Source organism: Nocardioides mesophilus (genome assembly GCF_014395785.1).
GTDB lineage: Bacteria > Actinomycetota > Actinomycetes > Propionibacteriales > Nocardioidaceae > Nocardioides_B > Nocardioides_B mesophilus.
Genome location: NZ_CP060713.1, coordinates 3,140,683 through 3,164,540 on the forward strand (window position 1 = coordinate 3,140,683; position 23,858 = coordinate 3,164,540).

Consider the following 23,858-nt stretch of genomic DNA (forward strand, 5'->3'; position numbering starts at 1 on the left):
AACGACATGAGCCGGTTCACGACCCGCTCAGTGGTCCGATCAGGGGGTTCTTCGTGATCCGGTTCTCTCGTTCCTCATGCGCGGCCCTGGCCGCCGCAGCGCTCATCACCTCGACGGCGGGGGTCTCCTCGGCGTCGCCGCAGGCCTCAGCCACCCGCCTCGACGGCAGCCGTCCGGCGTGGGCGGTCCCCGCCCACCGGGTCGCGCCGAGCCGCGATGGTGCGGCCGTGGACTTCAAGGTGCAGCTCGAGTGGCGCAACCCCGCCGCCGCGGCCCGGTACGCCGCCGCGGCGGCCTCGCAGGGCACGGCGACGTCCGGAGCGTTCCTGACCCCGGCACAGTTCCGCGAGCGGTTCGCGCCGAGCCGCAGCGACGTCGCGTCCGTCACGAGCTGGCTGCGCAGCCAGGGCTTCCAGGTCCGCTCCGTGCCGGCCAACCGCAAGTACGTCGAGGCGACGGGCACGGTGCGGCAGGCCGCCCGGGCCTTCCGCACGAGCTTCTCGACCTATCGCGTCCAGGGGATGAGGTTGCGCGCCAACGACACCGCCCTCCGGGTGCCGGCGTCGCTGCGGCACGTGCAGGCGGTGACCGGCCTCGACCAGTCGGAGGCGCTGGTGCACAGCGACTCCGTGCTGCCCGCCGTCTTCCGCAACGCCCGGCCGTGCTCGAAGTACTGGGGTGAGAAGACCGTTGCCAACACCCCGACCCCCGACGGCACCGCGCTGCCCGCCCGCCCCTCGGCGTTCGCGCCCTGCGGCTACGCCGGCAAGCAGCTGCAGGGTGCCTACGGGCTGGCCGGGACGATCGCCTCGGGCGTCGACGGCAGCGGTGTGACCGTCGCCGTCGTGGATGCCTACGCCTCCTCGACCGTCCTCTCCGACCTGAACACCTACTCCGCGCGCAACGGACTGCCCACGATGCAGCCGGGTCAGTTCCGCGAGATCGTCCCGCCGGGCGTCTACCGGAGGCCGGCGAACCCGCAGCACGACCCCGCCGGCTGGAGCGGCGAGGAGACGCTCGACGTCGAGGCGGTGCACACCATGGCGCCGGGCGCGAAGATCATCTACGCCGGTGCGCCCAACAACCGGCAGGACATGAACGCCACGCTGAACATGCTGGTGGACAAGCACCTCGCCGACATCGTCACCAACTCCTACGGGTTCTCCACCGAGGCGCTGCCGCCCGGCTACATCAAGAGCACCAACGACATCCTGATCCAGGCCGCGGCCACCGGGATCAGCATGTTCTTCTCCTCCGGCGACGGCGGTGACCACACCGGGGGCGACCCGGCCAACGCGGCCGCTGCGACGCCCGACTGGCCGGCGTCGAGCCCCTGGGTGACCGCCGTCGGAGGCACGTCGCTGGGCGTCACCGCGAACGACACCCGGCTCTTCGAGCTGGGCTGGGAGACCGGCCGCAGCGCGCTCGACAAGACGGCCACCACCCCGACCTGGACGGCTCCGACGTTCCAGTACGGCAGCGGCGGCGGCACCAGCCGGCTGTTCGCCCAGCCCGACTACCAGAAGGGTGTGGTGCCGGCGGAGATCTCGCAGAAGTACGGCAGCACCCCGATGCGGGCGGTCCCGGACGTGTCCGCGGTCGGCGACCCGACGACCGGCATGCTGGTCGGCCAGACCCAGCGGTTCCCGGACGGCTCCGCCCAGTACTCGGAGTACCGGATCGGCGGCACCAGCCTGAGCTCGCCGTTGTACGCCGGGATGTTCGCGCTGGTCGTGCAGAAGGCCGGCCACCGGTTCGGGCTGGCCAATCCCGCCCTCTACGCGGCGCGGGCGACGACGTACGACATCACCAAGGCCGACCTGGCGACCTACCCCGGCGCGGTGCGGGTCGACTACGTCAACGGGTTCGACGGCTCGGAGGGCTACACCTACACCGCCCGCTGGTTCGACTTCGACAACGGCCTCACCATCCACGTCCGTCCGCAGTACGACGACGTGACCGGGATCGGGTCGCCCGAAGGGACCGCCTGGCTCGACGCGGTGGCGGGCTACCGGGGCTGAGCACGAGCTGCGGGGGAGCCGGCCTGCCTGCCCGGCTTCCCCGCTGGTGCTTGCCCGACCCCGGGCCGCGCCGACCGCGGGCTCAGGCGGCCGCGGCCGGGTTCTCCAGCACCACCGCGAGTCCCTGGCCGACGCCGATGCAGATGGCGGCGACGCCCCAGCGCCGGCCGCGCTCGCGCAGCACCGCGGCGAGGGTGCCGAGGATCCGGCCACCGGAGGCGCCGAGCGGGTGCCCGAGGGCGATCGCGCCGCCGCGGGTGTTGACGATCTCCGGGTCGACCTTCCAGGCGTCGAGGCAGGCCAGCGACTGCACCGCGAACGCCTCGTTGAGCTCGACGGCGCCGACGTCGGACCAGCCGATGCCGGCCGCGCGCAGCGCACGCTCGGCGGCCTCGACGGGGGCGTAGCCGAAGGACTGCGGCTCCAGCGCCGACGCTCCGCGACCGGCGATGCGCGCGGTGGGTTCCCTGCCGATGCGGGCGGCTGCAGCCTCGGAGCCGACCAGCAGGGCGGACGCGCCGTCGCTGAGCGGTGAGGCGTTGCCGGCCGTGATGGTCCCGTCGGGACCGAACGCGGGACGCAGGCCGCCGAGCGACTCGAGCGAGGAGTCGGGCCGGATGCCCTCGTCGCGGGGCAGCTCGGTGCCGGCGACCGGGACGACCAGGGCGTCGTAGAAACCCTCCTCCCAGGCCCGGTGCGCGAGCTCGTGGGACCGCACGGCGAAGGCGTCCTGGCGGGCTCGCGAGATGGCGAAACGCTGCTGGAGCAGCTCGTTGGCCTCGCCGAGCGACACCGTCCACTCCGGCGGCATCTGCGGGTTCACCAGCCTCCAACCTAGGGTCGTGGAGACCAGAGTCTCGTTGCCGGCGGGGAACGGCCGGGTGGGCTTGGGAAGCACCCAGGGGGCCCGGCTCATGGACTCGACGCCGCCGGCCACCACCACCTCGGCGTCGCCGGTCTCCACCATCCGGGAGGCGGCCATCGCGGCGTCGAGGCTCGAGCCGCAGAGCCGGTTGACCGTCGAGCCGGGGACCGTGACCGGCAGCCCGGCGAGCAGCACCGCCATCCGGGCGACGTTGCGGTTGTCCTCGCCGGCGCCGTTGGCGTTGCCGAGCACCACCTCGGCGACGAGCGCGGGATCTAGCCGGGGCGAGCGGTCCAGCAGCGCGCGCAGGACGTGCGCGGCCAGGTCGTCGGGGCGGACGCCCGCCAGGGCGCCGCCGTAGCGCCCGAAGGGGGTCCGGACCGCGTCGTAGAGGAAGGCGGAGGTCGACATCGGCTCTCGTTCGTCTCGGGACCGGGGGCCGGTCGACCCCCGCGCCATTATCGGGCCGTTCGTCCCTGCTGGCCGCCGACCGCCCTTCCTAGCGTGGTGGTGAAGGAAGGTGGACGTCGTGTCGAACCTCGGAGTGGCCGTCGTGCGGCAGTACGAGCGCGGGGTGGTGTTCCGGCTCGGGAAGCTGCGCGGGGTCCGGGAGCCCGGCCTCCGGTTCATGATCCCGCTGGCCGACAAGCTGCGGAAGGTCAGCCTCCGCACGGTGACCATGCCGATCCCGTCACAGCAGATCATCACCCAGGACAACGTCTCGATCGGGGTGGCGGCGGTCGCCTACTTCCGCCGGGTCGACCCGATCAAGTCGATCATCGAGATCGAGAACGTCGAGACCGCCATCCACGAGATCGCGCAGACCACGGTGCGCAACGTGGTCGGCAGGTCGTCGCTGGACCAGGTGCTCTCCGAGACCGAGACCCTCAACGAGGCGATCAAGGAGATCCTCGACCGCACGACCGAGCAGTGGGGCGTGCTGGTCCAGATGGTCGAGCTGAAGGACATCGAGCTGCCGCAGAGCATGCAGCGCGCGATGGCGCGGCAGGCCGAGGCCGAGCGGGAGAAGCGCGCCAAGATCATCGCCGCGGAGGGCGAGGCGCTCAGCGCCGGCAAGCTCGCCGAGGCGGCAGACGTCATCTCCGGTCACCCGGTGGCGCTGCAGCTGCGCAACCTCCAGGTGCTCAGCGAGATCGCGATCGAGAAGAACTCGACCATCGTCTTCCCGGCGCAGTTCCTCGACAGCATCCGGAGCCTGACGGAGTTCGTCGACCGGGAGAGCGCGTACGACGGTGGACGCCGTCCCCCGGCGCCGCGGTCCGAGGACGACGCGCTGGGCACCGGGCAGGCCGAGCGGATCCGCCCGGCAGCCAGCCCCTCCCCGTAGCGGGTCGCCGCGGCCGGTACGGGAGCGGCTACAGCCGCACCTGCGTGGACGCCGCCGTGCGCTGGGCCGGCACCCGGGGCGCGCCAGGCGCGGCCACCGGTACGCCGGGGCGCCGACCGGGCTCGGGTGCGGGGACCTCGCCGCGGCAGCAGGTCCTGACCGGGACCGTCCCTCCCTCGTGCAGGCCGGTCCTGGCCGGGTGCCGGCCACGGTGGCGTCTGCGCAGCGGCACCGGTGGGGAGGCGGGCTCCTGGGGCGGCTCCATGCGGTCCAGCCCCATGACGGTGAGCGACAGCAGGAGGAGGAAGCCGAACACCTCTGCCAGCGCCACGATCATGTCGACCCACCTCGGCCGGGCCGGGCACGTCCCCGATCCTTCTTGTCAGTAAGCCAGCGACGATCCGGACCCGGTAGGGACGGAAGTCATCGCGCCCGGAGGTCGGGGGAACCCGAGGGGCGATCTCAGACCACCACGACGGGGCGGCGGCGCCGGCGGGAGCGGCCCGGGGTGCCGCCGACGCGCATCGCCGCGGCAGGACCGGCGACCAGCACCTGGACGTCCGCTACCGCCTCCCGGCGTTCCAGCCACTCCTCGAGGTCCTCGACGTCCAGGTGCACCCGCACCTCCAGCCCCGGGAACGCCGCGCGCGCCGCGGCCAGGGCCCGGTCCATGATCGCCATGCACCCGGCGGTGTCCTCGCGCCTGCTGCTGAGCAGCACGAGGTCGAGCGGCAGCTCACGCGCGGCGGCCACCGTGGCGCCGTACCTTGCCGTGGCGCCCGGGTCGTCGTCCTCGGAGAGCACCGTCACCACCTCCGGGCCGAGGTGCCGGTAGGGGAGTCGCGGTGCCGGGATGTGGGCGTCGGCCTTCATGGCAGCTCTCCTCGGTCGCGGTCAGGCGGTGTCACTGTGCCGCGGGCATCCGGTCCCGCTCCAGAGACGCCGGTAACGGATCGTCGGGACCAAAGTCCTCACGGTGGTCCGGTATCGGCGGTTCGTCCGACCACGACAGCGGCGGCTCGCCCGGTTGGTGACCTAAGGCCCTGGGGACTGCCGGTGCCCCTTCCTAGGGTTTCGGGGACGACAGTTGATGGAGGACGGATGACGACACCCGTGGCACCCGTGGACGAGGACGAGGCACCCGGAACGGCGAGGACGGCAGGACCGGCACCCACCCCGCGCATGAGCCGACTGGCCCCGGTGCCCAACAGGTCGTTCGTGCAGGAGCTGAGCGACCGCCTGGCCGTGGAGTACGCCGGCGCGGTGCCGCCCGGCCGGATCCTGGCCTACGTCGTGCTCACCAAGCACCGGCTCCGGGCGATCCATCTCGACGAGGCCACCCGGCGGGACCTGATCGAGGCGAGCGTGCGGCGAGAGCTCGTCCGCAAGTCGGTCCGGCCGCTGTCGGTCGTTCCGGGGCAGCGCACCCGCACGCCGGTCACGCGCGCGAGCTGACCCCGGTACCGGCCGGCTGCTCGTCCTCCCGGTCCAGCTCGACGCTGTGCGAGAGCACCGTGCCCGTCGGACCGCCGCGATCGTCGCGCACCTCGAGCTGCACCCGACGCCCGGTCATGACGACCTCCACCGCCACGGAGGTGGTGACGTCGGGATCGACCCGGTCCAGCGCCTCGTCGACCATCCGCACCAGCTCGTCGGCGGTCTCGGCGTCGACCAGGTCGATCGGGCCGCTGAACAGCACCGACGGCTGGAAGCCCAGCTCCTCGCCGTGGCGCGCCGCCGCCGCACAGACCCGGTCCCGCAGTGTCGTCGCGTGCGGCTTGCGGCGGATCCCGAAGATCACGCCACGCAGCTCGCGGATGATCCGGTCGGTCTCCTCCACCAGGGGTTGCAGGGTGGCGGCCGACCTCGGGTCGCGCGCCGCCTGCGAGGTCATCGTGAGGCCGAGCGCGAACAGGCGTTGGATGACGAGGTCGTGGAGGTCGGCGGCGACGCGGTCGCGCTCGTCGCGCAGCACGTGCTCCTGCTGGGCCTGGTCCAGACGGGCCGCCTCGGTGAGGATGCTGTCGCGCATCTCGTCCACCGCCTCCGCGACCGCCGCGAACTCTGTGGGAGCGGCGGTGACCACGGGCCGGTCGTAGTCGCCGCCGGCGACCGCCTGGACGTCGTCGAGGAGGCGGGTGAGCGGGCGGGTCAGCCGCCAGCGGAGCAGCAGCACCGATCCGAGCGCGACGACGGCCGCCGTGATGACCGCCAGCCCCGTGACCGTGTTGGCCAGTGCCTGGGCCGCGGCGATGTCCTGGACCTGGGACCGGTAGAGCCCACGCACGTGGCTCTGCAGCAGCTCCAGCCGGGAGCTCAACTGGTCGAACAGCTGCTTGCCGCCGCGCACGCTCTCCTCCACCGCGGCGGACGAGGCGTCCTCCCCGCGCAGCTGGAGGGCGATCTCCGGCTGGGTGGAGCGTGACCAGGTGCCGGCGGCCGCGACCACGTCGTCGAGCAGCTGCACGGCGGTGGGCCGGCCGGTGAGCAGCCGCCGCAGCTCGGTCTCGAGCCGGCGTGCGTCGCGGCGCCCCGCGTGGTAGGGCTGCAGCAGCCCAGCGTCGCCGGTGAGCAGGTAGCCCCGGTAGCCGGACTCCTGGTCGACGTAGGCCTTGGCCAGCTGGGTCACGTCGCTCTCGGCCGGGCTCAGCTGGGTGGTGAGCTCCTGCTGCGCCTCGCGGACGGTCACCCGGGCGGCTGCGTTGGCGCCGGCGCTGATGAAGAGGAGCAGCAGCAGGGCCGCCACGACGGCGTACATCAGGAACCGCAGGGAGTCCAGTCGTTCCCGGAACCTCCGGACCGCACCGTGCGTCATGATCGAGGGCACCCGTCTGCCACGGCCGGCGTCGAGCACCGGCCCACCAACCCGAGAACACGTGGCGTGAGCGTACCGCTCCCGCCGGCCCGCCGAGCCGTCCCGTTGCGGCCGTGCGCGTGCATCGTCATCTCGTCTCCTCGGCGCCGGCGTCCGTCCCGATCACGGAACAGGCTGCGCGGGTTGCCGTGAAGCACCGGACGTCCCGGCTGGGGGGACCTTTCGACCCCTTCTGTCGCGAAAATGGCCTCCGTGCCCACGACCGGTGGCGCGTGCCCACGTCACCGGGCCGCCCGAGCGGGACCAACGGCCCGTCCGGTTCAGACGTCGGCCCCTGGGTCCGCGGTCGCGCCCGGCAGCACCGTGGTGGCATGACGACGATCCTGCGACCCGCACCGCGGCGCTTGCTGCGCGCCACGTACCAGGTGCTTTGGACGACGGTGGCCGCGCTCGTGTACGCGGCCGGGCTCGTCGGCGCCTTCTTCACCCTGCCGCCGCAGGCGATGGGCGGCCTGTTCCTCGCCTCCAGCCTGCTGGGCGCCTCCTGCGCGCTCTCGCTCTGGGCGATCGAGTCCATCCGACCCGCCCGGGTCGCCTGGGCGGGCCTGGCGACCGGGGTGGTGCTGCTGACCCTGCTCGGCCTCTCCGACTTCCTCGGGCTGGCCGGCGTGGGTCTCCTGATCCTGGTGCACGCCCTCTCACCGACCATGTTGCGGCGGCTGACCCGGTTGTCCGGCCACTCGCTGCGCAGCTCGGTCGACCGGGTCCGTGCCGCGGCGTCGGGTGAGGCCCCCCTCGAGCCCCGACCGTCGCGGGAGCCCCGGCGCAAGCCCACCAGCAGCCCCTCGCCCCCGGCGGTCGAATGGCCGCCGACGCCGGTCGCCGACGCCGAGGTCGAGGCGCTGGAGGTCCCCGACCTCGTCGCCGTCGAGGACCTGTGCCTGGCCTGGCAGAGCAGCTTCCTGGCACTCAAGCGCTGCACCACCCCCGAGGCACGGCTCCGCGTCGTCGCCGAGCGCCAGGCCTGCCTCGACGAGCTCGAGCGACGCGACCCTGAAGCGCTGCACGCGTGGCTCGACGACGGCGCCCGCGCGGCGAGCACCCCGAACAAGTACCTCTCGCACTGAGCACACCCGGGGATGCCCCGCCGGTGCCCAGTCGTCCGCCGCCCAGCGGGCCTACGCCTCACGCGCCGCAGTCGGGACCGGTCCGGGGTCGGCGACCCGGGCGACTGAGCGGCGGCGCACCGCCCGGTAGAGCTCGTCCACGCCCCACACCACCACCGGGAACGGCGCGATGAACAGCAACGTCGCCGCCGGCAGCGGCGCGGTCCTCAGCAGTTCGTTGAGCACGGGCACGTAGATCAGCGCCGCCGAGAACACCAGCTCGAAGGCGATGCCGCCGAGCAGCAGCCGGTTCGAGAACGGGCCGATCCGCAGCAGCGAGACCCGTTCGGTGCGGGACGCGAGCGCGGTGCCGACCTGGCAGGCGACGATCGCAGCGAACGAGGCGGTCGTGGCCTCCAGGTAGGTCTGGTGCAGCGGAGTGCCCGGGCCGGTCGGCGCGCCGACGTACCAGCCACCGCGCTGGAGGGTGAAGAAGTACGCCGCCATGGTCAGCGCCGCGGACGTCACACCCAGCAGAGCCCAGGCCCGGAGCAGCATCTGCCCGGTGACCAGCCGGCCGTGGCGCGCCCGCGGCGGCTCCGCCATGATGCCCGGCTCGGCGGGCTCGCGGGCCAGAGCCAGCGCCGGCAGCGTCTCGGTTCCGAGGTCGATGGCGAGGATCTGCAGCACCGTCAGCGGCAGGGGGATGCGCCCGCCGGAGAGGGCGAAGACGAGGAACGGCACGACCTCCGGGACCGCGTGGGCGAAGATGTAGACGATGAACTTGCGGACGTTGTCGAAGATCCGGCGTCCCTCCTCGATGGCGACCACGATCGTGGAGAAGTTGTCGTCGGTCAGCACGACGGTGGCCGCCTCACGGGCGACGTCGGTCCCGCTGCGACCCATCGCGACCCCGATGTCGGCGCGCCGCAGTGCCGGTGCGTCGTTCACGCCGTCGCCGGTCATGGCGACCACCTCGTCGTGGGCCTGCAGGGCCGCAGCGATCCGGATCTTGTCCTCCGGGCTGCTGCGCGAGCAGATCACCTCCTGACCCGGCTGGAGCAGCACCGTCAGCGCGGCGTCGGACAGGTTGTCGACCTGCGCGCCGGTCACGGTCCGCACCCCCGCGTCGCCGATGCCCACCTCCCGTGCGATCTCCCGGGCGGTCTCGGGGTTGTCGCCGGTGATCACGATGACCCTCAGCCCGGCCTCGTGACAGATCCGTACGGCCTCACGCACCTCCGGGCGGGGCGGGTCGAGCAGGGCCACGAGGCCGAGGAGGCACAGGTCGTGCTCCGCCTGCTCGCGCGTCTTCGGCCAGGTGCGGTCGGGCAGCGAACGGCGGGCGACCGCGAGCACCCGCAGCCCGCGGGCGGCCAGGTGGCTCACCTGCTCCTCGACCGCGCTGCGCTGCGCCGGCTCGAGCGCCCGCTCCGTCCCGCGGTCGAGCAGGCACACCGAGCGGGCGAGCACCGCCTCCGGAGCGCCCTTCACGTTCAGGGTGACCCCGTGCGCGGTGTCATCGACGGTGGAGGACATCCGGGCCTCGGAGTGGAACGGGTAGACGTGCAGCCGCCGGCTGACGGAGCGCTCGGCGCCGTCCCGGACCAGGGTGTGGGCGGCCTCCCAGAGCGCCTGCTCCGTCGGGTCCACCGACGAGGTGGCGACACCGGTGCCGGTGGTGATCGCGCACGACACCAGAGCGGTGGCGAGGGCGTCCACGTCGGGGTCGGGCGGCAGGTCGGGGGAGACGTCGAGCTGGCGGCCGGCGACCCCGATCGCGACCGCGGACATCCGGTTCCAGGTCAGCGTCCCGGTCTTGTCGGTGCAGATCACGGTGGTGGAGCCGAGCGTCTGCACCGCCGAGAGCCGCTTCACGATCGCCCCGCGGGCGGCGAGCCGGCGTACCCCCACCGCCAGCGCCAGCGTGATGGTGGGCAGCAGCCCCTCGGGCACGTTGGCCACCAGCAGACCGATGGCGAACAGGAACGCCGAGGTGAAGCTGAGGCCCGCGAGCAGCCCCAGCGGGAGGAACGCCAGGCCGGCGGCGACCGCCACGACGGCGATCAGCCGCGCGATCCGGGTGACCTGCTGCTCGAGGGGGCTCTTGGTCGGCACCGTGACCTGCGAGAGGGCGGCGATGCGACCGAGCTCGGTGTGGTCCCCGGTGGCCACGACCACGGCGCGGCAGGTGCCGGCGAGGCAGACCGTCCCGCTGAACAGCAGGTCCGCGGCCTCCAGCGGCGGCACCGAGGCGGCGACCGCCTCCCCGCTGCGCGTGGTCGGCGCCGACTCGCCGGTGAGCGTCGACAGGCTCACCTCCACCTCGCCGGCGATGATCCGCGCGTCCGCACTGATCTTCTGGCCCTCGCTGACCACGAGGATGTCGCCCGGCACCAGGGTGGTCGCCGCGACCGTGGTGGCGACACCGTCGCGCACCACGGTCGCGTGCTCGGGAGGTACTCCCGCAGCGCCTCGACCGAGCGCTCGGCGTGCCGCTCCTGCGCCAGCGCGAAGGCCGCGTTGAGCAGCACCACCGCCAGGATCGTCCATCCCAGCACGATGCTGGCGGAGACGAAGGCGAGGACCGCGGCCGCCTCGAGCAGCAGCGCCAACGGGTGGGTGAACTGCTCGGCGGCCTGGCGCCACCACGACCGGGTCTTGCGCCGGGTGAGCACGTTCGGGCCGTACTGCACCAGCCGGTCCGCGGCGTCCCGCGTCGACAGCCCGCTGGGACGGGTCCGCAGCCGGCGCAGGACCTGCTCGCCCGGCCCCGTGACGTACGGCGTGAGCCCCTCCGGTCCCGCGCTCATGCGGAGGGCTCAGGCCCCCCGGTCGGTGCGGGAGGTGACGCCGCCGTGCTGGGGCGGCTCCGCAGCGCCAGCACGAGCACCAGTCCGGAGAGCAGCAGCAGCACCACTCCGCTCACGGTGAGGCCGCCCCAGAGCCAGCCGAGGGCAGGGACCTCTGCGCCGAAGGAGACGTCCGCCACGACTCCGCGTCGAGCGTCCGGGCTCATGACCACCATGCGCCAGCTGCCCTCCTGGACCGGCCAGGTCACCACCTGCTGGCCCATCCCGGAGGCAGAGGCGACCCAGATCGAGCTGTCCGCCGGGGCGGTGGCTGCTGCTCCGCCCGGGTGGAACCGGTAGCTGGGATCCCCGCCGGGCCAGGAGCCCGTGGGAGCGTCGGTGAGCGTCGAGTACGCCATGCCGTCCAGGAAGGTGGTGACGTCGTCGGCCGCCGCGATGCCGACGAACACCTGGCGTCCGAAACCGGCGGACGCCTTGACGCGGCCGTCGCCGATCAGGTTCGAGAGGTCCGCGCCGGCGGCCTCCAGCCGGAACTCCGGGGAGACGACCGCGCGACCCGGGGACCTCACCGTGGTCGGGTCGGTCATCAGGAAGCCGGCGTCGTCGCGGAGCGCACGGTCGGCGAGGCCCATGGTGACCCCGCCGGTGAGCAACGCACCGCCGATCAGGAACAGCACCGCCCCGAGCACCACGGCGAGCACCCGGCCGGCTCCCCAGCGGCCGGGCGTGCGAGCCGTGCCGGGGGGCTGCGCGGAAGCACCGCCACCGGGCGGCCCGCTGGCGGTCGGCGGCGCCGGGGGCGTCGTGCCCGGACCGGCCAGTGGCGGCTCGGTGGACGGCGGAGGGTTGCCGACCGGCGCGGTGCCGCCGACCGGTGCGGCGCCGCCGCTCGCGACGGTGCCGGCGGGCGCGGTGCCCGGCGGTGGTCCGCCACGTTCGGCGAGGTCGACGCTGCCCGGGTCGTGCCCGCCCATGTCGAGCCGGAACGGCGGGTAGTCGTCGGTCATCAGCCCTGCGTACGCCGCGACCCGCAACGCCCAGCGGTCCATGCCGAGGACGAAGTCGAACACCGAGCGGGGATAGCGGCCGGTGAACAGCAGGACGACCCCGGCGACGAGGACCAGCAGGCCGACCAGGCCGCCGCCCCAGGTCTCCGGGGACGCGTCTCCGTTGCCGTCGGAGGCGATGTACCACCCGCTGGTGAGGAAGAGGCCGACCACCAGGTAGTGCGGGATGGCCAGCAGCCACCACTTGACCAGCACCAGGCCCCGGGACAGGTGCTGGGGGAAGGCGACCTCGAGCCTGGCCGGGTAGCTCGGGTCGTCGTGGAGGGTGAACGGGGGGTACCGGTCCGTGGCGAGCCCCCCGTAGGTGTAGTACGCGACCCGCCAGGTCCAGCGCAGGACCCCGACGTTGAAGTCGAAGACACCGCGCGGATAGCGGCCCGTGAACAGGATGGCGAAGAAGGCGATCACGGTGAGAACGCCGAAGGCCAGCCACAGGAACGCCAGCACGATGTAGTGCGGGATCGCGAGGAACCACTTCACCAGCCAGAGCCAGCGGCTCAGGACCGGGTCGAGGGTCGCCTCGACCCGGACCGGATACCCCGTCGTCGACACGGCCTGTCGCTCAGCTCTTGCCGCGTTGCACGGGGATGTGGGCGGAGGTCTTCGGCTCCTCGCCCATCGGCAGACGCACCTCGAGCACGCCGTCGCGGTAGGTCGCCTTCACGTCCTCCGGCGACGCGGTCCGGGGCAGCCGCAGGCTGCGGGAGAAGGAGCCGTAGTGGAACTCGCTGTGGTTCTTGTCGCGTTCCTCCTCGTGGCGCTCGCCCCTGACGGTCAGGACGTCGCCGGTCACCGTGACGTCGATGTCCTTGTCGGGGTCGACGCCCGGGATCTCCGCGCGGACGACGTACTCGCCCTCGTCGGTGAAGTCCTCGACCCGGATGTAGCTGGCCAGGCCGCGCAACGAGAACGCCGGTCCGGACTCGAGCCAGTCGATCATCTCGGTGACGGGGTTGGTACGACGTGCAACGGTGCTCATGGATACCTCCGGTTGGATCGGTTGGGGTGTCGGTCGGATGGATCAGATGAAGATGATCTGGGCGCCTTCGGTCTTCTCGATGAAGTCCGCCGCGCTGATCACCCCCTCGACGGTGTCGATGAGGTCGTCCTCGTCGAGGTGCTGCATGTCGGCCGACAGACGGCACGCCCACAGGTGCCCTCCGGAGTCCACGATCTGGTCGAGGAACTCGGGGACGTCGGGGATGTCCAGCCCGGCGATCGACTTCTTCAGGCGACTGGTGGCGATCGAGGTCATGCCCGGCAGGCCGCCGAGGCCCTGCGGGAGGTGCGTCGCGGTGTTGCCGAGCATCGTGAACTTCAGGTCGGCGTACGTGGACTTGTTGATCATGTCGAACCCCCAGAACGTGAAGAACAGGTGCACTTCGACGCCCTCTCCCAGGGCCGCGTTGGCCAGGATCAGGCCGGGGTAGGCCATGTCCAGGTTGCCCTTGGAGCAGATGACGGCGAGCTTGCGTCCCGAGCTCTCCTCGCCGAAGGACGGCACCAGCGGGGCAGGACCCGGGGATACGGTGGTCATGTCGTTGCCTCGTCTCTCACACGCAGCCGCGTGGTTTGGGAAGGCCCGCCACGTAGGCCATCTTCTTGGCCGGCTTGGCGGGGAAGAGCGCGAACAGGGTCTTGGTGGGGATGCCGGCACTCACCGAGACCCGTCGCAGGGTGGGGGTCTCGCCCTTCTCCCGGAAGTCGGTGCGCAGGAAGTGCAGTGCCTTCCAGTGCTCGTCGGTGAGCTCGACACCGATCTGGCCGGCGAGCGTCGAGGCGAGCTGCTCGTCCCACTCGTCGTAGTCGGTCATGAATCCCTCGTCGTCGACGTGGATCGTGTGGCCGTCGATCGTGGTCACGGGCATGTCAGGCCTCCTGCATCTCGAGGTGCTTGCCGGCCATCGACATGGCGGTCGGCAACGGGATCGGGCGGCCGGGCAGCAGGGCGTTCCAGTAGATCCACTGGAACGCGAGCTTGCCGAGGTGGTTCATCCGGGTCTCCTCGAGCAGGCTCAGCGGACCCAGCCGGGGAACGGGGAACCGGCCCGGCAGCGGCTCGACGTCGTAGTTGAAGTCGATGAGCAGCGCCTTGTCGTGCCCGCTCTCGATGAAGCAGTTGGCATGGCCGTCGAAGGAGCGGGTCATCGGTCGTCCGGCGACGTGCTCCAGGAAGTTGGGGACGAACATCTCGACGGAGAAGTGAGCGACCGAGCCGGCCTTGGAGGTCGGCAGGTCGGCGGCGTCGCCGAGGGCGAAGACGTTGTCGTGGGCCTTCGAGCGCAGCGTGTGCTTGTCCACCGGCACGTAGTTGAGCTCGTCACCGAGACCGGAGCGGGCCACGAAGTCGGCGCCCATGTTCAGCGGCACCGTGACCAGCAGGTCGAAGGCGATCTCCCGTTCGTCGTAGGAGACCAACGTGCGCGTCTCGGGGTCGATCCGCTCCACGAGGAAGTCCGCCTCGAGGGCGATCTTGCGCTCGTCGAGCATGTTGCCCAGCCGGGACGACGCGACCGGCTTGGTGAAGGCTCCCGGCAGTGGGGTGGCGAAGACCATCTCGACCCGGTCCCGCAGTCCCCGGTCGCGCAGCCACGCGTCGGCGAGGAAGGAGAACTCCAGCGGTGCGACCGGGCACTTGATCGGGATGTCGGTGGTGTGCACGACGAGCCGGCCGTGGTCGAACCCGTTCAGTGCCTCGCGCAGCGCGGTCGCGCCGTCCAGGGTGAAGAAGTCGAAGATGCTGCGCCGCCAGGCTGCGCCCTCCATCCCCGGGGTCTCGGACGGGCGGGGAGAGGTGCCGCTGGCGATGACGAGGTAGTCGTAGCCGAGCTCCTGTCCGCCGACCAGCCGCACCTTGCTGTCCTCGGCCTGCACCTCGTCGACCTCGCCGGTCACGAACCGGACACCGTCGGCGAGGAAGGCGTGACGCGAGCGCACCAGCCCTGCCGGGTCCTGCCGGCCGAAGGGGACGAAGAGGTAGCCCGGCTGGTAGTGGTGCTCGTCGTCGCGGTCCACGACCGTGATCCGCCAGTCGTTCCGGTCGAGCTTGCGACGCAGCTTGTTGGCCGCCATCGTCCCGGCCGTTCCGGCGCCCAGGATGACCAGGTCACGCACGGTGCCCTCCTCAGTGTCACGAGTCGCCGGCGCCGCGGACTGGACGCCGACCTCTCCGGTCTCGATCCACCTCGACGCTAGGAACGCCCGGCGGTGGGCGGGGAGAGGCTAAGGGCCCTGCCCCGGACGACCTCCTTCCCTGCCTGGGAGGACCACGCGAGCGCGGCGCGCCCGACGGCCTTCCCGGGTCGGCTCCGCCCCTCTAGACCACCGTGACGGCCCGGACGGACCGGAGTAGAACGTTGGCAACGGACACCACAAACGGGCTACCGGGCCCTGCCCCGGATCGGCGCACCGCCCGGTGGAAGGCGGACATGCACCGGACGGGGCACATCCTGCTGCTGCACCACTCGGAGGGTGAGCGGCTGCGCGTGCTCGGTGACTGGTTCCGCGCCGGGCTGCGCAACCGCGAGAAGGTCCTCTACGTCGATGTCGCGGGCTGGGGCGCCTACACGATCATGCAGTCGTTCGCGGGACGCGGGCTAGACCTGAGACCCGCCCGGGACGCTGGCAGCTTCGAGATCGTGACGTTGGCGGACGCCGTGACGCCGGGGGGCCTGGAGCGCCTGCTCGAGGCAGGCCACGAGCAGGGCCGTCCCAGCACCCGGATGGCCTGTCGCTGCGACGCGGTCCTCGACGTCGAGGGCGAGGAGAGCTACCTCGACGTCGAGCGCCGGCTCGCGCTGGTCTGCCACACCCTGCCGGTCTCGGTGATGTGCCAGTACGACGCACGCACGACGCAGGGCGAACGGCTGGACCTGGCCGTGCGGTTGCACCCGGACTGGATCTACGAGAGCGGCCTGAACGTGCAACGCAGTGGGCAGCAGATCTTCGTCGAGGGCCGGGTGGACAGCTACGACCGCGACGTGCTGGAGCGGTCCTTGCACCGGATGGTGCAGGAGCTGCCGCCCGGCAGCACCCTGGACCTCGACCTGGAGGGTGTCGAGGCGCTGACCGCCGGAGCGTCACAGGCCTTGCTCGACGGCACCGCGGCGTTCCGTGAGAAGGGCGGCCGGGTACGGTGCCACCCGCCGGCCGGTGAGGCCGGGTGGCTGCTGCGGGTCCTCGAGTCGCAGCACCGTCCGAACTTCGAGCTGCTGTGAGGTTCAGACCAGGCGGACGCGCTCCCCGAAGCGGGGTGCCACCGTGGTCCAGCCGAGCTGCTTGCGCAGGCGCTTGGCGAGGGCTGCCGCTGACGTCTCGGTCCCGTGGACGACGTACACCACCTCCGGGTCGCTGATCCGGGAGAGCCAGGTGACCAGCTGGGCGCAGTCCGCGTGCGCGGAGAACCCCAGGACGCTGACGACCTCGGCGTGCACGGGAACGTAGCTGCCGTAGATCTTCAGGTGCTGGGCGCCGTCGGCCAGTGCCTGGCCCCGGGTGCCGGGGACCTGGAAGCCGGTGAGGATCACCGAGTTCCGCTCGTGCGGGAGCTGGGCGCGCAGGTGGTGCAGGACGCGCCCGCCGGTGGCCATCCCCGACGCCGAGACGATGATGCACGGTCGGTCCGGCTCGTTGAGCGCCTCGCTGCCGGCCGCGTCGGGGACCCGGATGACGTTCTCGTCCCAGCCCAGGTCGTCCGGCTTCAGGTCCGGGCGCAGGTCGGCGTCGCCGTCGGCCAGGGCGCTGCGGTAGACCTCCCAGGCCCGCAGCGCCATCGGGCTGTCGACGTAGATCGGCAGGCGGGGGATCCGGCGTGCGGCCTGCATCCGCACCAGGCTGTGCACGATCACCGGCGTCCGGTCGACCGCGAAGGCGGGCATCAGGCAGGACCCGCCCCGGCGGACCGTCCGGTTGATCACCGCGGCGAGGTGCTCCTCGTCCTGCGCGGGGTGCAGGCTGTCGCCGTACGTCGACTCCACCACCGCCACGTCGACGTCGTGCGGAGCGGCCGGGGGGCTGAGCAGCGGGTGCCCCGGACGGCCCAGGTCGCCGCTGAACAGCATCCGGCAACCGGCCACGTCCACCTCCGCGAAGGACGAGCCGAGGATGTGGCCCGCCGGCCGGAGCCGGACGTCGATGTCGGGGGTGACCCGCTGCAGCAGCTCCACCGCGATCGGACGCAGCAGCCGCAGGGCCCGGGTCGCGTCCTCGGTGGTGAACAGCGGGCGGGGGGGGTCGTGCTTGGAGTAGCCGTGCAGCAGCGCCCGCTCCGCCTCCTGCTCCTGCAGGTGCGCCGCGTCGAGCAGCACGATCTCGGCCAGCTCGGCAGTCCTGGCCGTGCACCACACCGGTCCGGTGAAGCCGTGCGCCGCCAGCACGGGCAGGTAGCCGCTGTGGTCGAGATGGGCGTGCGTGAGCACGGCAGCGTCGAGGCTGCCCGGATCGACGAACGGTGGCTCCCAGTTGCGGCGCCGCCAGGCCCGCTCGCCCTGGAACAGGCCTGCGTCCACCAGCACCCGGGACCGGTCGGTCTGCAGCAGGAACCGGCTGCCGGTGACGGTGCCCGCGGCTCCGTGGAAGGTCAGCGACGCATGCGGGACGCCCTCTCGCGACGACGCCGCCGCGGTCACGGGTGCACCTCGAGCACCGCGACCCCGGTGACCCTGCCGTGCTCGAGGTCGTCCAGCGCCCGGTCCGCCTCCGAGAACGGGTAGCGGACGACGTGCGGGCGCACGTGCAGGGCGGCGGCGAGACGCAGCAGCTCCTCGCCGTCGGTGCGGGTGTTGGAGGTCACGGTGGTCAGGCTCCGTTCCCGGAACAGATGCTCCTGGTAGTCCAGCGGCGGGACGTCGCTGAGATGGATGCCGGCCACCGCCAAGGTGCCGCCCCGGTCGAGGGCCGCCAGGGCCACCGGCACCAGGTCGCCGACCGGGGCGAAGAGGATGGCGGAGTCGAGGGGCTCGGGAGGGGAGTCGTACGCGTCGCCGACGGAGGCCGCCCCCAGCCCGGCCGCCAGCCGGCGCGCGTCCTCGCCGCGGGTCAGCACGTGCACCTCGGCTCCCTGCGCGATCGCGATCTGCGCGGTCAGGTGGGCGCTGGCGCCGAAGCCGTAGAGCCCGAGCCGCCCCCCGGAGGAAGTGCGGCGCGCCGCAGCGCCCGGTAGCCGATGATCCCGGCGCACAGCAGCGGGGCCAGCTCGCACGCGTCGCCGTCCTCGGGCAGGGCATAGGCGAACGCCGCCGGCACGGTCAGCAGGTCGGCGTAGCCGCCCTCGGCGTCCCAGCCGGTGTACCGCGACGCCGGGCAGAGGTTCTCCCGGCCGCTGCGGCACCAGCGGCACTGCCCGCACGTCGAGTGCAGCCAGGCCACCCCGACCCGGTCGCCCACCTCGAAACGGGTCACCCCGGGACCGGTCTCGGCGACCCGCCCCACCACCTCGTGACCCGGGGTGACGTGCGGCTGCCGGGGTGGCAGCTCGAGCGCCGCGAGGTGCAGGTCGGTGCGGCACACGCCGCAGGCCTCGACGCGCACGAGGACCTCACCGCGGACGGGCACGGGCATCGGGCACTCGGTCTGACGCAGGCGCGGGCGGTCCGTTCCGGTGACCACCCACGACCGCACGGATCAGTCCTTCAGCGTGGCTCGCTCATGCGTGACGGCCTCGATGTCCTGGGCCGCCGTGTGCAGCAGCTGGTGGGCCAGCTCCGAGAGCGCCCGTGCCGCGGCCAGCTCGTCGCCGATCTCGGGGATGTCGCGGTCCGCTGGGTTCAGCCGGGCCACCCCGGTGGCGGTCAGCGACGTGCGGTCCGACGTACGCAGTCGTGCGTCGGCGTGGGTGTGGCCGTCCCGCTCACCGATGAGCAGGTCGACGGACCAGGTCTTGACGGCGGTGTGCATGCTCATCGACTCCTCAACCTTTCTGGACGCGGCCCCAGGTGTGGACGGGATGCGTGACCCCTGACCCCTCGTACCTGGGGCCGCACCCCATCTCAGCGACGCCCCGCTGCGAGAGGCAGGGGCAAAGGTCCCCCACATCGCCCGGGTGGGGGTCGGGGCGGCGGGCCCGGTGCACCCGGGACCTCCGTCCCTCCCCGGCAGGCGGTCCCTGCGATTGAGTGGGACCAAGCCGTGGTGAACCGGCCCGGCGGAGAGGAGACCCCCATGAAGGCCGCACCTGGCGACCGGCTCGTCATCCACAGCCTGCACGTCGACGGTCCCGTCCGGGACGGTGAGATCCTGGAGGTGCGAGGAGCAGACGGGGCGCCGCCGTACCTCGTCCGCTGGTCCGACACCGGGCACGAGGGTCTGGTCTTCCCGGGTCCCGACGCCACCGTCCAGCACTTCGAGCACGTGACGCCGGCCGATGGTGGCGCCACGTGACGTAGAGCCGCCGGACGTCGAGGACGATCTCGCCGCCCCGGCCCGACCCGAACGGCCGGTGCCCGGCTCCGGCCTGAGCGTCGACGAGGCCCGCCGGCTCCTCGAGGAGCACGGACCCAACCGGATCCCGCGGTCCCGTCCGCCGCGGATGCTCGGGCGTGTGCTCATGCAGCTGCGCGACCCGATGCTGCTGCTGCTGCTCGCCGCCGGCGTCTTCACGACCCTGACCGGTGACGTCCCCGACACCCTGGTGATCGGGCTCGTCGTCGTGCTCAACACCGTGCTCGGCGTCGTCCAGGAGTGGCGCGCCGAGCGGGCCATCGCTGCCCTGGACCGGCTGGCGGCGCCCTGGGCGGTCGTGATCCGCGACGGCGCACCGACCCGGCTCTCGGCCGAGGACGTCGTTCCCGGGGACCTGCTGGTGCTGGGTGCGGGGGACGTGGTCGCCGCCGACGGCGAGCTGGTGGAGGCACACCGGCTGCAGCTCGACGAGTCGGCGATCACCGGCGAGTCCGAGCCGCGCGAGCGGGCGGTCGGCGAGCAGGTGGAGGCCGGGACCGTGACCACCCGCGGTCGGGCGGTCGCCGTCGTGACGCGGACCGGCGCGACGAGCGGTCTCGGCCGGATCGCCGCGCTGGTGGCGCAGGCCCCGCGTCGGAGCACGCCGCTGCAGCAGCGGCTCACCCGGCTCAGCGGCCAGCTCGTCGTCGCCGTCGCCGCGCTCGCGACGCTGGTGCTGCTGCTGGGACTCGCCCGCGGGCGTCCCTTGGTCGACATGATCCTGGTGGCGGTCAGCCTCGCGGTGGCCGCGGTGCCGGAGTCGTTGCCGGCGGTGGTCTCCATCGCCCTGGCCACCGGAGCCCACCGGATGGCGCAGCGGCACGCCGTCGTCCGGGCACTCCCCGCCGTGGAGACGCTGGGCTCGGTGACCGTCCTCGCCTCGGACAAGACCGGCACCCTCACCGAGGGCAAGATGGTGGTGGAGCGGCTGTGGACGCCGGCCGACGGTGAGCCCGCGGAGCGTGACCTGCTGCGCGACGGCGTGCTGTGCAATGACGCCCAGGACTCCATCGACGACTCGGGCGACCCGTTGGAGGTGGCCCTGGTGAACGCGGCCCGGGAGGTCTTCCCGGTGGCCGCGGCACGCCAGGAGTGGGCGCGCCTCGAGGAGCGGCCCTTCGACAACCAGGTGCGCCGGATGCTCACCCTGCACCGCAACGACGCCGGGCGACGGCTGCTGGTCTGCAAGGGCGCGGCCGAGGCGGTCGCGGAGCTGCTGGCCGACGACCAGCCGGCGCAGCGCTCGCTGCTGGCCGCCGAGGAGCTGAGCGAGGCGGGCTACCGGGTGCTGATGGTGGCCGACCGGGAGGGCGACGAGCTGCTCGGGCTCGACGACGCCGGCCTGCGACTCGTCGGCCTGGTGGCGATCAGCGACCCGCCCCGGGCGGCGGCCCGAGGTGTCATCGACGAGCTGCACGGTGCCGGCATCCGGCTGGTGCTAGTCACCGGGGACAACGCCGGCACCGCGCGCGCGGTGGCTGCCCGGCTCGGCCTGCTGGACGCGACCCCGGCGGTCGTCGAGGGAGCGGACCTGTCCGGCCGACTCGCGCAGGGGCCCCCGGACGACGTCGGCGTCTTCGCCCGGATCCGGCCGGAGCAGAAGGTGGAGATCGTCGAGCACCTGCAGCAGTGCGGTGAGGTGGTCGCGATGACCGGCGACGGCGTCAACGACGCGCCTGCCCTGCGCCGCGCGGACATCGGGGTGGCGATGGGCGACACCGGCACCGAGGTGGCCCGCCAGGCGGCCGACGTCGTGCTGGTCGACGACAACCTCGAGACGCTGGCGCATGCCGTCGAGGAGGGTCGGCGGGTCTACACCAACATCCGCACCTTCCTGCGCTACGGCATCAGCGGCGGCTTCGCGGAGGTGGCCGTCATGCTGCTCGGACCGTTCCTGGGGATGCCGATCCCGTTGCTGCCGGCCCAGATCCTCTGGATCAACATGCTCACGCACGGGCTGCCCGGTGTCGCGTTCAGTGCCGAGCCGGCCGACCCGCGCACGATGAAGCAACCGTCGCGCCCGCCGCAGGAGTCGATCCTCGGGGCAGGGCTGCTCCGCCAGATCGCCATCGCCGGCTCGCTGATCGGTGTCGTGTCACTCGTGGCCGGCCTGCTCGCCCTGCAGTGGGGGGCCCACGTCCAGAGCAGCGTGTTCGTGACGCTCGCCTTCGGCCAGCTGTCCGTCGCGCTCGCACTGCGGGCCCCCGTCGCCCGGCGTCGGCTGCGCGAGCGGATGGTGGAGCTGGCCGTGGCGGGGGCGGTGCTGCTCCAGCTGCTTGCGCTCTACGTCCCGCTGCTGCAGGAGCTGCTCGGCACCCGCCCCCTGACCGCCTCGGAGCTGGCCGCGGCCGGCGCCCTGGGGGTGCTCCCCGGGCTGGCCGTGCGGGTCTTCCGGGGTCGCTGAGCCGCGCGGACCTCAGGTGCGCAGGAACACGTCGCGAAGCGCGCGTCGCGGGGTGCGCTCGAGGGGCTCCCGGGACGCGGGCAACCACCCGATCCGGACCAGGATCTGCGGGCAGAGCCGGTCCTCCAGCACGGTGCCGGAGACCTCGGCGCGGGTCTGCGCCACCTCGATGCACTGGCTCATCGGCACCACCGAGAGGCCCTTCTGCGTCGCCCGGAGCCAGACCTCGCTCAGCGCCTCCCCGGCCCGCAACCGCGAGAGCGTGTCGTCCGAGGAGGTCGCCACCATCAGCAGCCCGACGCCCTCCTCCTCCATCGCCTCGGGCGGTGCCGGCTCCCGACGCAGCAGGTCGGCGGTCGGCATCCCCGAGCCGCGGTCGTTGCGCCGCCACAGCGCCAGCTCGTCGAGGTAGGCGGTGTCACTGCGCTGCAGCTCGTCGGCCCGGGCGGTGAGCTCGGCGAGACGTTGCCGGACCGCACCGTCGGAGACCGGCAGCACGTGGGCCCCCCAGCGGGAGCCCGACCGGGCGAGGCTGTGCAGCTGCTCCGGGGGCACCGGCCACGAGCCGAGCGGGCGGCGGTCGGTGTGCCGCGCCGCCAGCGCCTGCAGCAGCCGGGTGGCGTCGGGGGAGACCGGAGCCCGGGTGAACGACACCATCGCCAGGCGGTGCGGCCGGCCGGGCTCGGGGACCCGGCGTACATGGGAGGCCCAGCCCAGGCCTGCCGCCGCGACCTGGACGTGGTGGAGCGCCGCACCGCAGCTGATCGCCAGGTCGCGGCCGTCAGGGTCGCTGTGCAGCAGCTGCCGGGACCGGTCGGCGACCAGCTCGAGACCGGTGGCCGTCGCCCGCCACAACCAGGGCTGGGTGTTGTGCACGCTGGGCGCGCGGCAGGCGAGCGTCAGCAGCTCCTCGTACGGCGGCGCCGCCGTCGTCGCACGGGCCGACGCGCTGGTGCCGGTCACGAGCGCACCGTCTGGGTGGGGCGGGTCCGCTGGTGCGCGGCGGAGGCGGGCGTCTCCGCCTGTCGCAGCGCCGGGACCACCTCGACGGGGCACAGCGACTCCTGGATGAGCGACCGGGTCAGCGAGCCCAGTCTCGGCACGCGTCTCGGGGCCCGGTTGCGACCGACGACGAGGAGGTCGGAGTGGCCCGAGGCCTGCAGCAGCGCGTCGAAGGGACGCATGTGCAGCACGTGCACCCGGACCTCCACCCCGGGGTAGTCGTCGCGGAGCTCGGTCACCCGGCTCTGCAGGTCGCGTTGTGCCTGCGCGGCCCAACGGTGCACCGCCTTGCGGTCGGCGATCGCGTCGTCGTAGGCGGTCGGGAGGTGCCACGCGTGCATCACGGTGAGCGTCCCGCGCAGACCCTCGGCGATCGAGAACCCGTGGCGCAGCAGCGCCTCGTCGGGGTGCACCTGGTCGACCGCGACGGTGACGTGGGCACCGGCGGTGAGCGGCCCGGTCCAGGACTCCGGCACCGAGACCATCGGGACCCCGCACCGCTCCGCCACACCGGCCGCGGTCGACCCGGTGAAGATCCGGGCGAACCGGGACTGCTGCCGGTGCTGCAGGACCAGCCGGTCCGCGCGCTCGCTGGCCTCGAGCAGCACCGGGACGGTGGAGCCGGTCCTGACCACCGTGTCGACCGGCAGCCGTCCGTCGCTGAGCTGCTGCACGCGCTCCGCGGCGTGGTGGACCAGCTGCTCCCCGACCAGCTGGGCCCCACGCAGCGTGAGGAGCATCGACTCGGGACCTCCGGCACCGCGCGAGTGGACGACGTGCACGAGCCGCACTCCCCGGCCTTCGCGCAACGCCTGGTCCGTGGCGAAGGTCAGCGCGGCCTCATGCACGTCGGAGTCACCGACGGCGACGACGATCGGCAGGAGGTCGCGGCTGGACATGGCTACTTCCTTCGACGGCTCGGTCAGTCACTTCACCGTCTCGGCTCGACGCCGGGACCGACCAGGGTCGAAGTCCCTTGG

24 protein-coding genes are annotated in these 23,858 nt (G+C 72.9%); 7 read left to right on the plus strand and 17 right to left on the minus strand.

Translation table 11 applies throughout. The features are described 5' to 3' along the window. The first annotated feature begins 53 nt into the window (after positions 1–53). Positions 54–2,021, plus strand: coding sequence for a S53 family peptidase (locus H9L09_RS15155; RefSeq protein WP_187577704.1), 1,968 nt, complete (start codon positions 54–56; stop codon positions 2,019–2,021). 82 nt (positions 2,022–2,103) lie between these two features. On the opposite strand, the gene H9L09_RS15160 is transcribed toward H9L09_RS15155, so the two are convergent. After that, a complete protein-coding gene (locus H9L09_RS15160) occupies positions 2,104–3,297 on the minus strand; it encodes a thiolase family protein (RefSeq protein WP_187577705.1) in 1,194 nt (397 codons plus the stop codon). A gap of 118 nt (positions 3,298–3,415) precedes the next feature. Between H9L09_RS15160 and H9L09_RS15165 the strand changes: the two genes are divergently transcribed. Then, a complete protein-coding gene (locus H9L09_RS15165; protein WP_187577706.1) occupies positions 3,416–4,234 on the plus strand; it encodes a slipin family protein in 819 nt (272 codons plus the stop codon). A gap of 28 nt (positions 4,235–4,262) precedes the next feature. On the opposite strand, the gene H9L09_RS15170 is transcribed toward H9L09_RS15165, so the two are convergent. Then, entirely contained in the window at positions 4,263–4,571 is a 309-nt protein-coding gene (locus tag H9L09_RS15170; protein ID WP_187577707.1) for a hypothetical protein, read from the minus strand. A gap of 125 nt (positions 4,572–4,696) precedes the next feature. Continuing rightward, on the minus strand, positions 4,697–5,107 hold the full coding sequence (locus H9L09_RS15175) for a hypothetical protein (protein WP_187577708.1): 411 nt from the start codon (positions 5,105–5,107) through the stop codon (positions 4,697–4,699). Positions 5,108–5,416: 309 nt separating this feature from the next. Between H9L09_RS15175 and H9L09_RS15180 the strand changes: the two genes are divergently transcribed. Then, positions 5,417–5,689: a hypothetical protein gene (locus H9L09_RS15180; protein WP_187577709.1), complete on the plus strand. Its 273-nt coding sequence runs from the start codon at positions 5,417–5,419 to the stop codon at positions 5,687–5,689. On the opposite strand, the gene H9L09_RS15185 is transcribed toward H9L09_RS15180, so the two are convergent. After that, a complete protein-coding gene (locus H9L09_RS15185) occupies positions 5,673–7,049 on the minus strand; it encodes a sensor histidine kinase (protein ID WP_187577710.1) in 1,377 nt (458 codons plus the stop codon). The genes H9L09_RS15180 and H9L09_RS15185 overlap by 17 nt on opposite strands. Before the next feature lie 371 nt (positions 7,050–7,420). Between H9L09_RS15185 and H9L09_RS15190 the strand changes: the two genes are divergently transcribed. Next, a complete protein-coding gene (locus H9L09_RS15190; RefSeq protein ID WP_187577711.1) occupies positions 7,421–8,176 on the plus strand; it encodes a hypothetical protein in 756 nt (251 codons plus the stop codon). Positions 8,177–8,227: 51 nt separating this feature from the next. Here the strand turns inward: H9L09_RS15190 and H9L09_RS15195 are convergent, their stop codons facing one another. From H9L09_RS15195 to sqr, 7 genes are read right to left on the minus strand one after another with little or no spacing between them, the layout of a single operon-like run. Continuing rightward, positions 8,228–10,555: a cation-translocating P-type ATPase gene (locus H9L09_RS15195; protein ID WP_246456536.1), complete on the minus strand. Its 2,328-nt coding sequence runs from the start codon at positions 10,553–10,555 to the stop codon at positions 8,228–8,230. Next, on the minus strand, positions 10,471–10,968 hold the full coding sequence (locus H9L09_RS22210) for a cation-transporting P-type ATPase (RefSeq protein ID WP_246456051.1): 498 nt from the start codon (positions 10,966–10,968) through the stop codon (positions 10,471–10,473). The genes H9L09_RS15195 and H9L09_RS22210 overlap by 85 nt, the downstream gene beginning before the upstream one ends. Continuing rightward, positions 10,965–12,587: a DUF4389 domain-containing protein gene (locus tag H9L09_RS21700; RefSeq protein WP_223164073.1), complete on the minus strand. Its 1,623-nt coding sequence runs from the start codon at positions 12,585–12,587 to the stop codon at positions 10,965–10,967. Before H9L09_RS21700 ends, H9L09_RS22210 begins: the two co-directional genes overlap by 4 nt. Before the next feature lie 10 nt (positions 12,588–12,597). Further along, on the minus strand, positions 12,598–13,014 hold the full coding sequence (locus H9L09_RS15205) for an Hsp20/alpha crystallin family protein (RefSeq protein WP_187577712.1): 417 nt from the start codon (positions 13,012–13,014) through the stop codon (positions 12,598–12,600). A 42-nt stretch (positions 13,015–13,056) separates the two neighbouring features. Continuing rightward, the gene (locus tag H9L09_RS15210; protein WP_187577713.1) at positions 13,057–13,572 is read right to left on the minus strand and encodes a DsrE/DsrF/DrsH-like family protein; all 516 of its coding nucleotides are present in this window, start codon (positions 13,570–13,572) and stop codon (positions 13,057–13,059) included. A 16-nt stretch (positions 13,573–13,588) separates the two neighbouring features. Continuing rightward, positions 13,589–13,903, minus strand: a complete 315-nt coding sequence (locus tag H9L09_RS15215; protein ID WP_187577714.1) for a TusE/DsrC/DsvC family sulfur relay protein — start codon at positions 13,901–13,903, stop codon at positions 13,589–13,591. 1 nt (position 13,904) lies between these two features. Continuing rightward, positions 13,905–15,149, minus strand: coding sequence for a type III sulfide quinone reductase, selenoprotein subtype (sqr, locus tag H9L09_RS15220; RefSeq protein WP_187577715.1), 1,245 nt, complete (start codon positions 15,147–15,149; stop codon positions 13,905–13,907). A gap of 314 nt (positions 15,150–15,463) precedes the next feature. Between sqr and H9L09_RS15225 the strand changes: the two genes are divergently transcribed. After that, positions 15,464–16,252, plus strand: a complete 789-nt coding sequence (locus H9L09_RS15225) for an MEDS domain-containing protein (RefSeq protein ID WP_187577716.1) — start codon at positions 15,464–15,466, stop codon at positions 16,250–16,252. Positions 16,253–16,255: 3 nt separating this feature from the next. Here the strand turns inward: H9L09_RS15225 and H9L09_RS15230 are convergent, their stop codons facing one another. From H9L09_RS15230 to H9L09_RS15240, 4 genes are all read right to left on the minus strand, one after another. Continuing rightward, a complete protein-coding gene (locus H9L09_RS15230) occupies positions 16,256–17,662 on the minus strand; it encodes an MBL fold metallo-hydrolase RNA specificity domain-containing protein (RefSeq protein WP_187577717.1) in 1,407 nt (468 codons plus the stop codon). Continuing rightward, entirely contained in the window at positions 17,659–18,084 is a 426-nt protein-coding gene (locus tag H9L09_RS22215) for a zinc-binding dehydrogenase (protein ID WP_246456052.1), read from the minus strand. The genes H9L09_RS15230 and H9L09_RS22215 overlap by 4 nt, the downstream gene beginning before the upstream one ends. A 32-nt stretch (positions 18,085–18,116) precedes the next feature. Next, a complete protein-coding gene (locus H9L09_RS22220; RefSeq protein WP_246456053.1) occupies positions 18,117–18,593 on the minus strand; it encodes an alcohol dehydrogenase catalytic domain-containing protein in 477 nt (158 codons plus the stop codon). Positions 18,594–18,656: 63 nt separating this feature from the next. Beyond that, complete coding sequence (locus tag H9L09_RS15240) at positions 18,657–18,935, minus strand: DUF1876 domain-containing protein (protein WP_223164074.1); 279 nt, start codon at positions 18,933–18,935, stop codon at positions 18,657–18,659. 258 nt (positions 18,936–19,193) lie between these two features. Here H9L09_RS15240 and H9L09_RS15245 point away from each other — a divergent pair, with 258 nt between their 5' ends. Next, complete coding sequence (locus tag H9L09_RS15245; protein ID WP_187577718.1) at positions 19,194–19,412, plus strand: DUF1918 domain-containing protein; 219 nt, start codon at positions 19,194–19,196, stop codon at positions 19,410–19,412. Next, the gene (locus H9L09_RS15250) at positions 19,396–21,876 is read left to right on the plus strand and encodes a cation-translocating P-type ATPase (RefSeq protein ID WP_187577719.1); all 2,481 of its coding nucleotides are present in this window, start codon (positions 19,396–19,398) and stop codon (positions 21,874–21,876) included. Before H9L09_RS15245 ends, H9L09_RS15250 begins: the two co-directional genes overlap by 17 nt. Positions 21,877–21,888: 12 nt before the next feature. Here H9L09_RS15250 and H9L09_RS15255 read toward each other — a convergent pair whose 3' ends face one another. Then, a complete protein-coding gene (locus H9L09_RS15255) occupies positions 21,889–22,839 on the minus strand; it encodes an Acg family FMN-binding oxidoreductase (RefSeq protein WP_187577720.1) in 951 nt (316 codons plus the stop codon). Then, a complete protein-coding gene (locus tag H9L09_RS15260; RefSeq protein ID WP_187577721.1) occupies positions 22,836–23,777 on the minus strand; it encodes a universal stress protein in 942 nt (313 codons plus the stop codon). The genes H9L09_RS15255 and H9L09_RS15260 overlap by 4 nt, the downstream gene beginning before the upstream one ends. Positions 23,778–23,858: the final 81 nt, after the last annotated feature.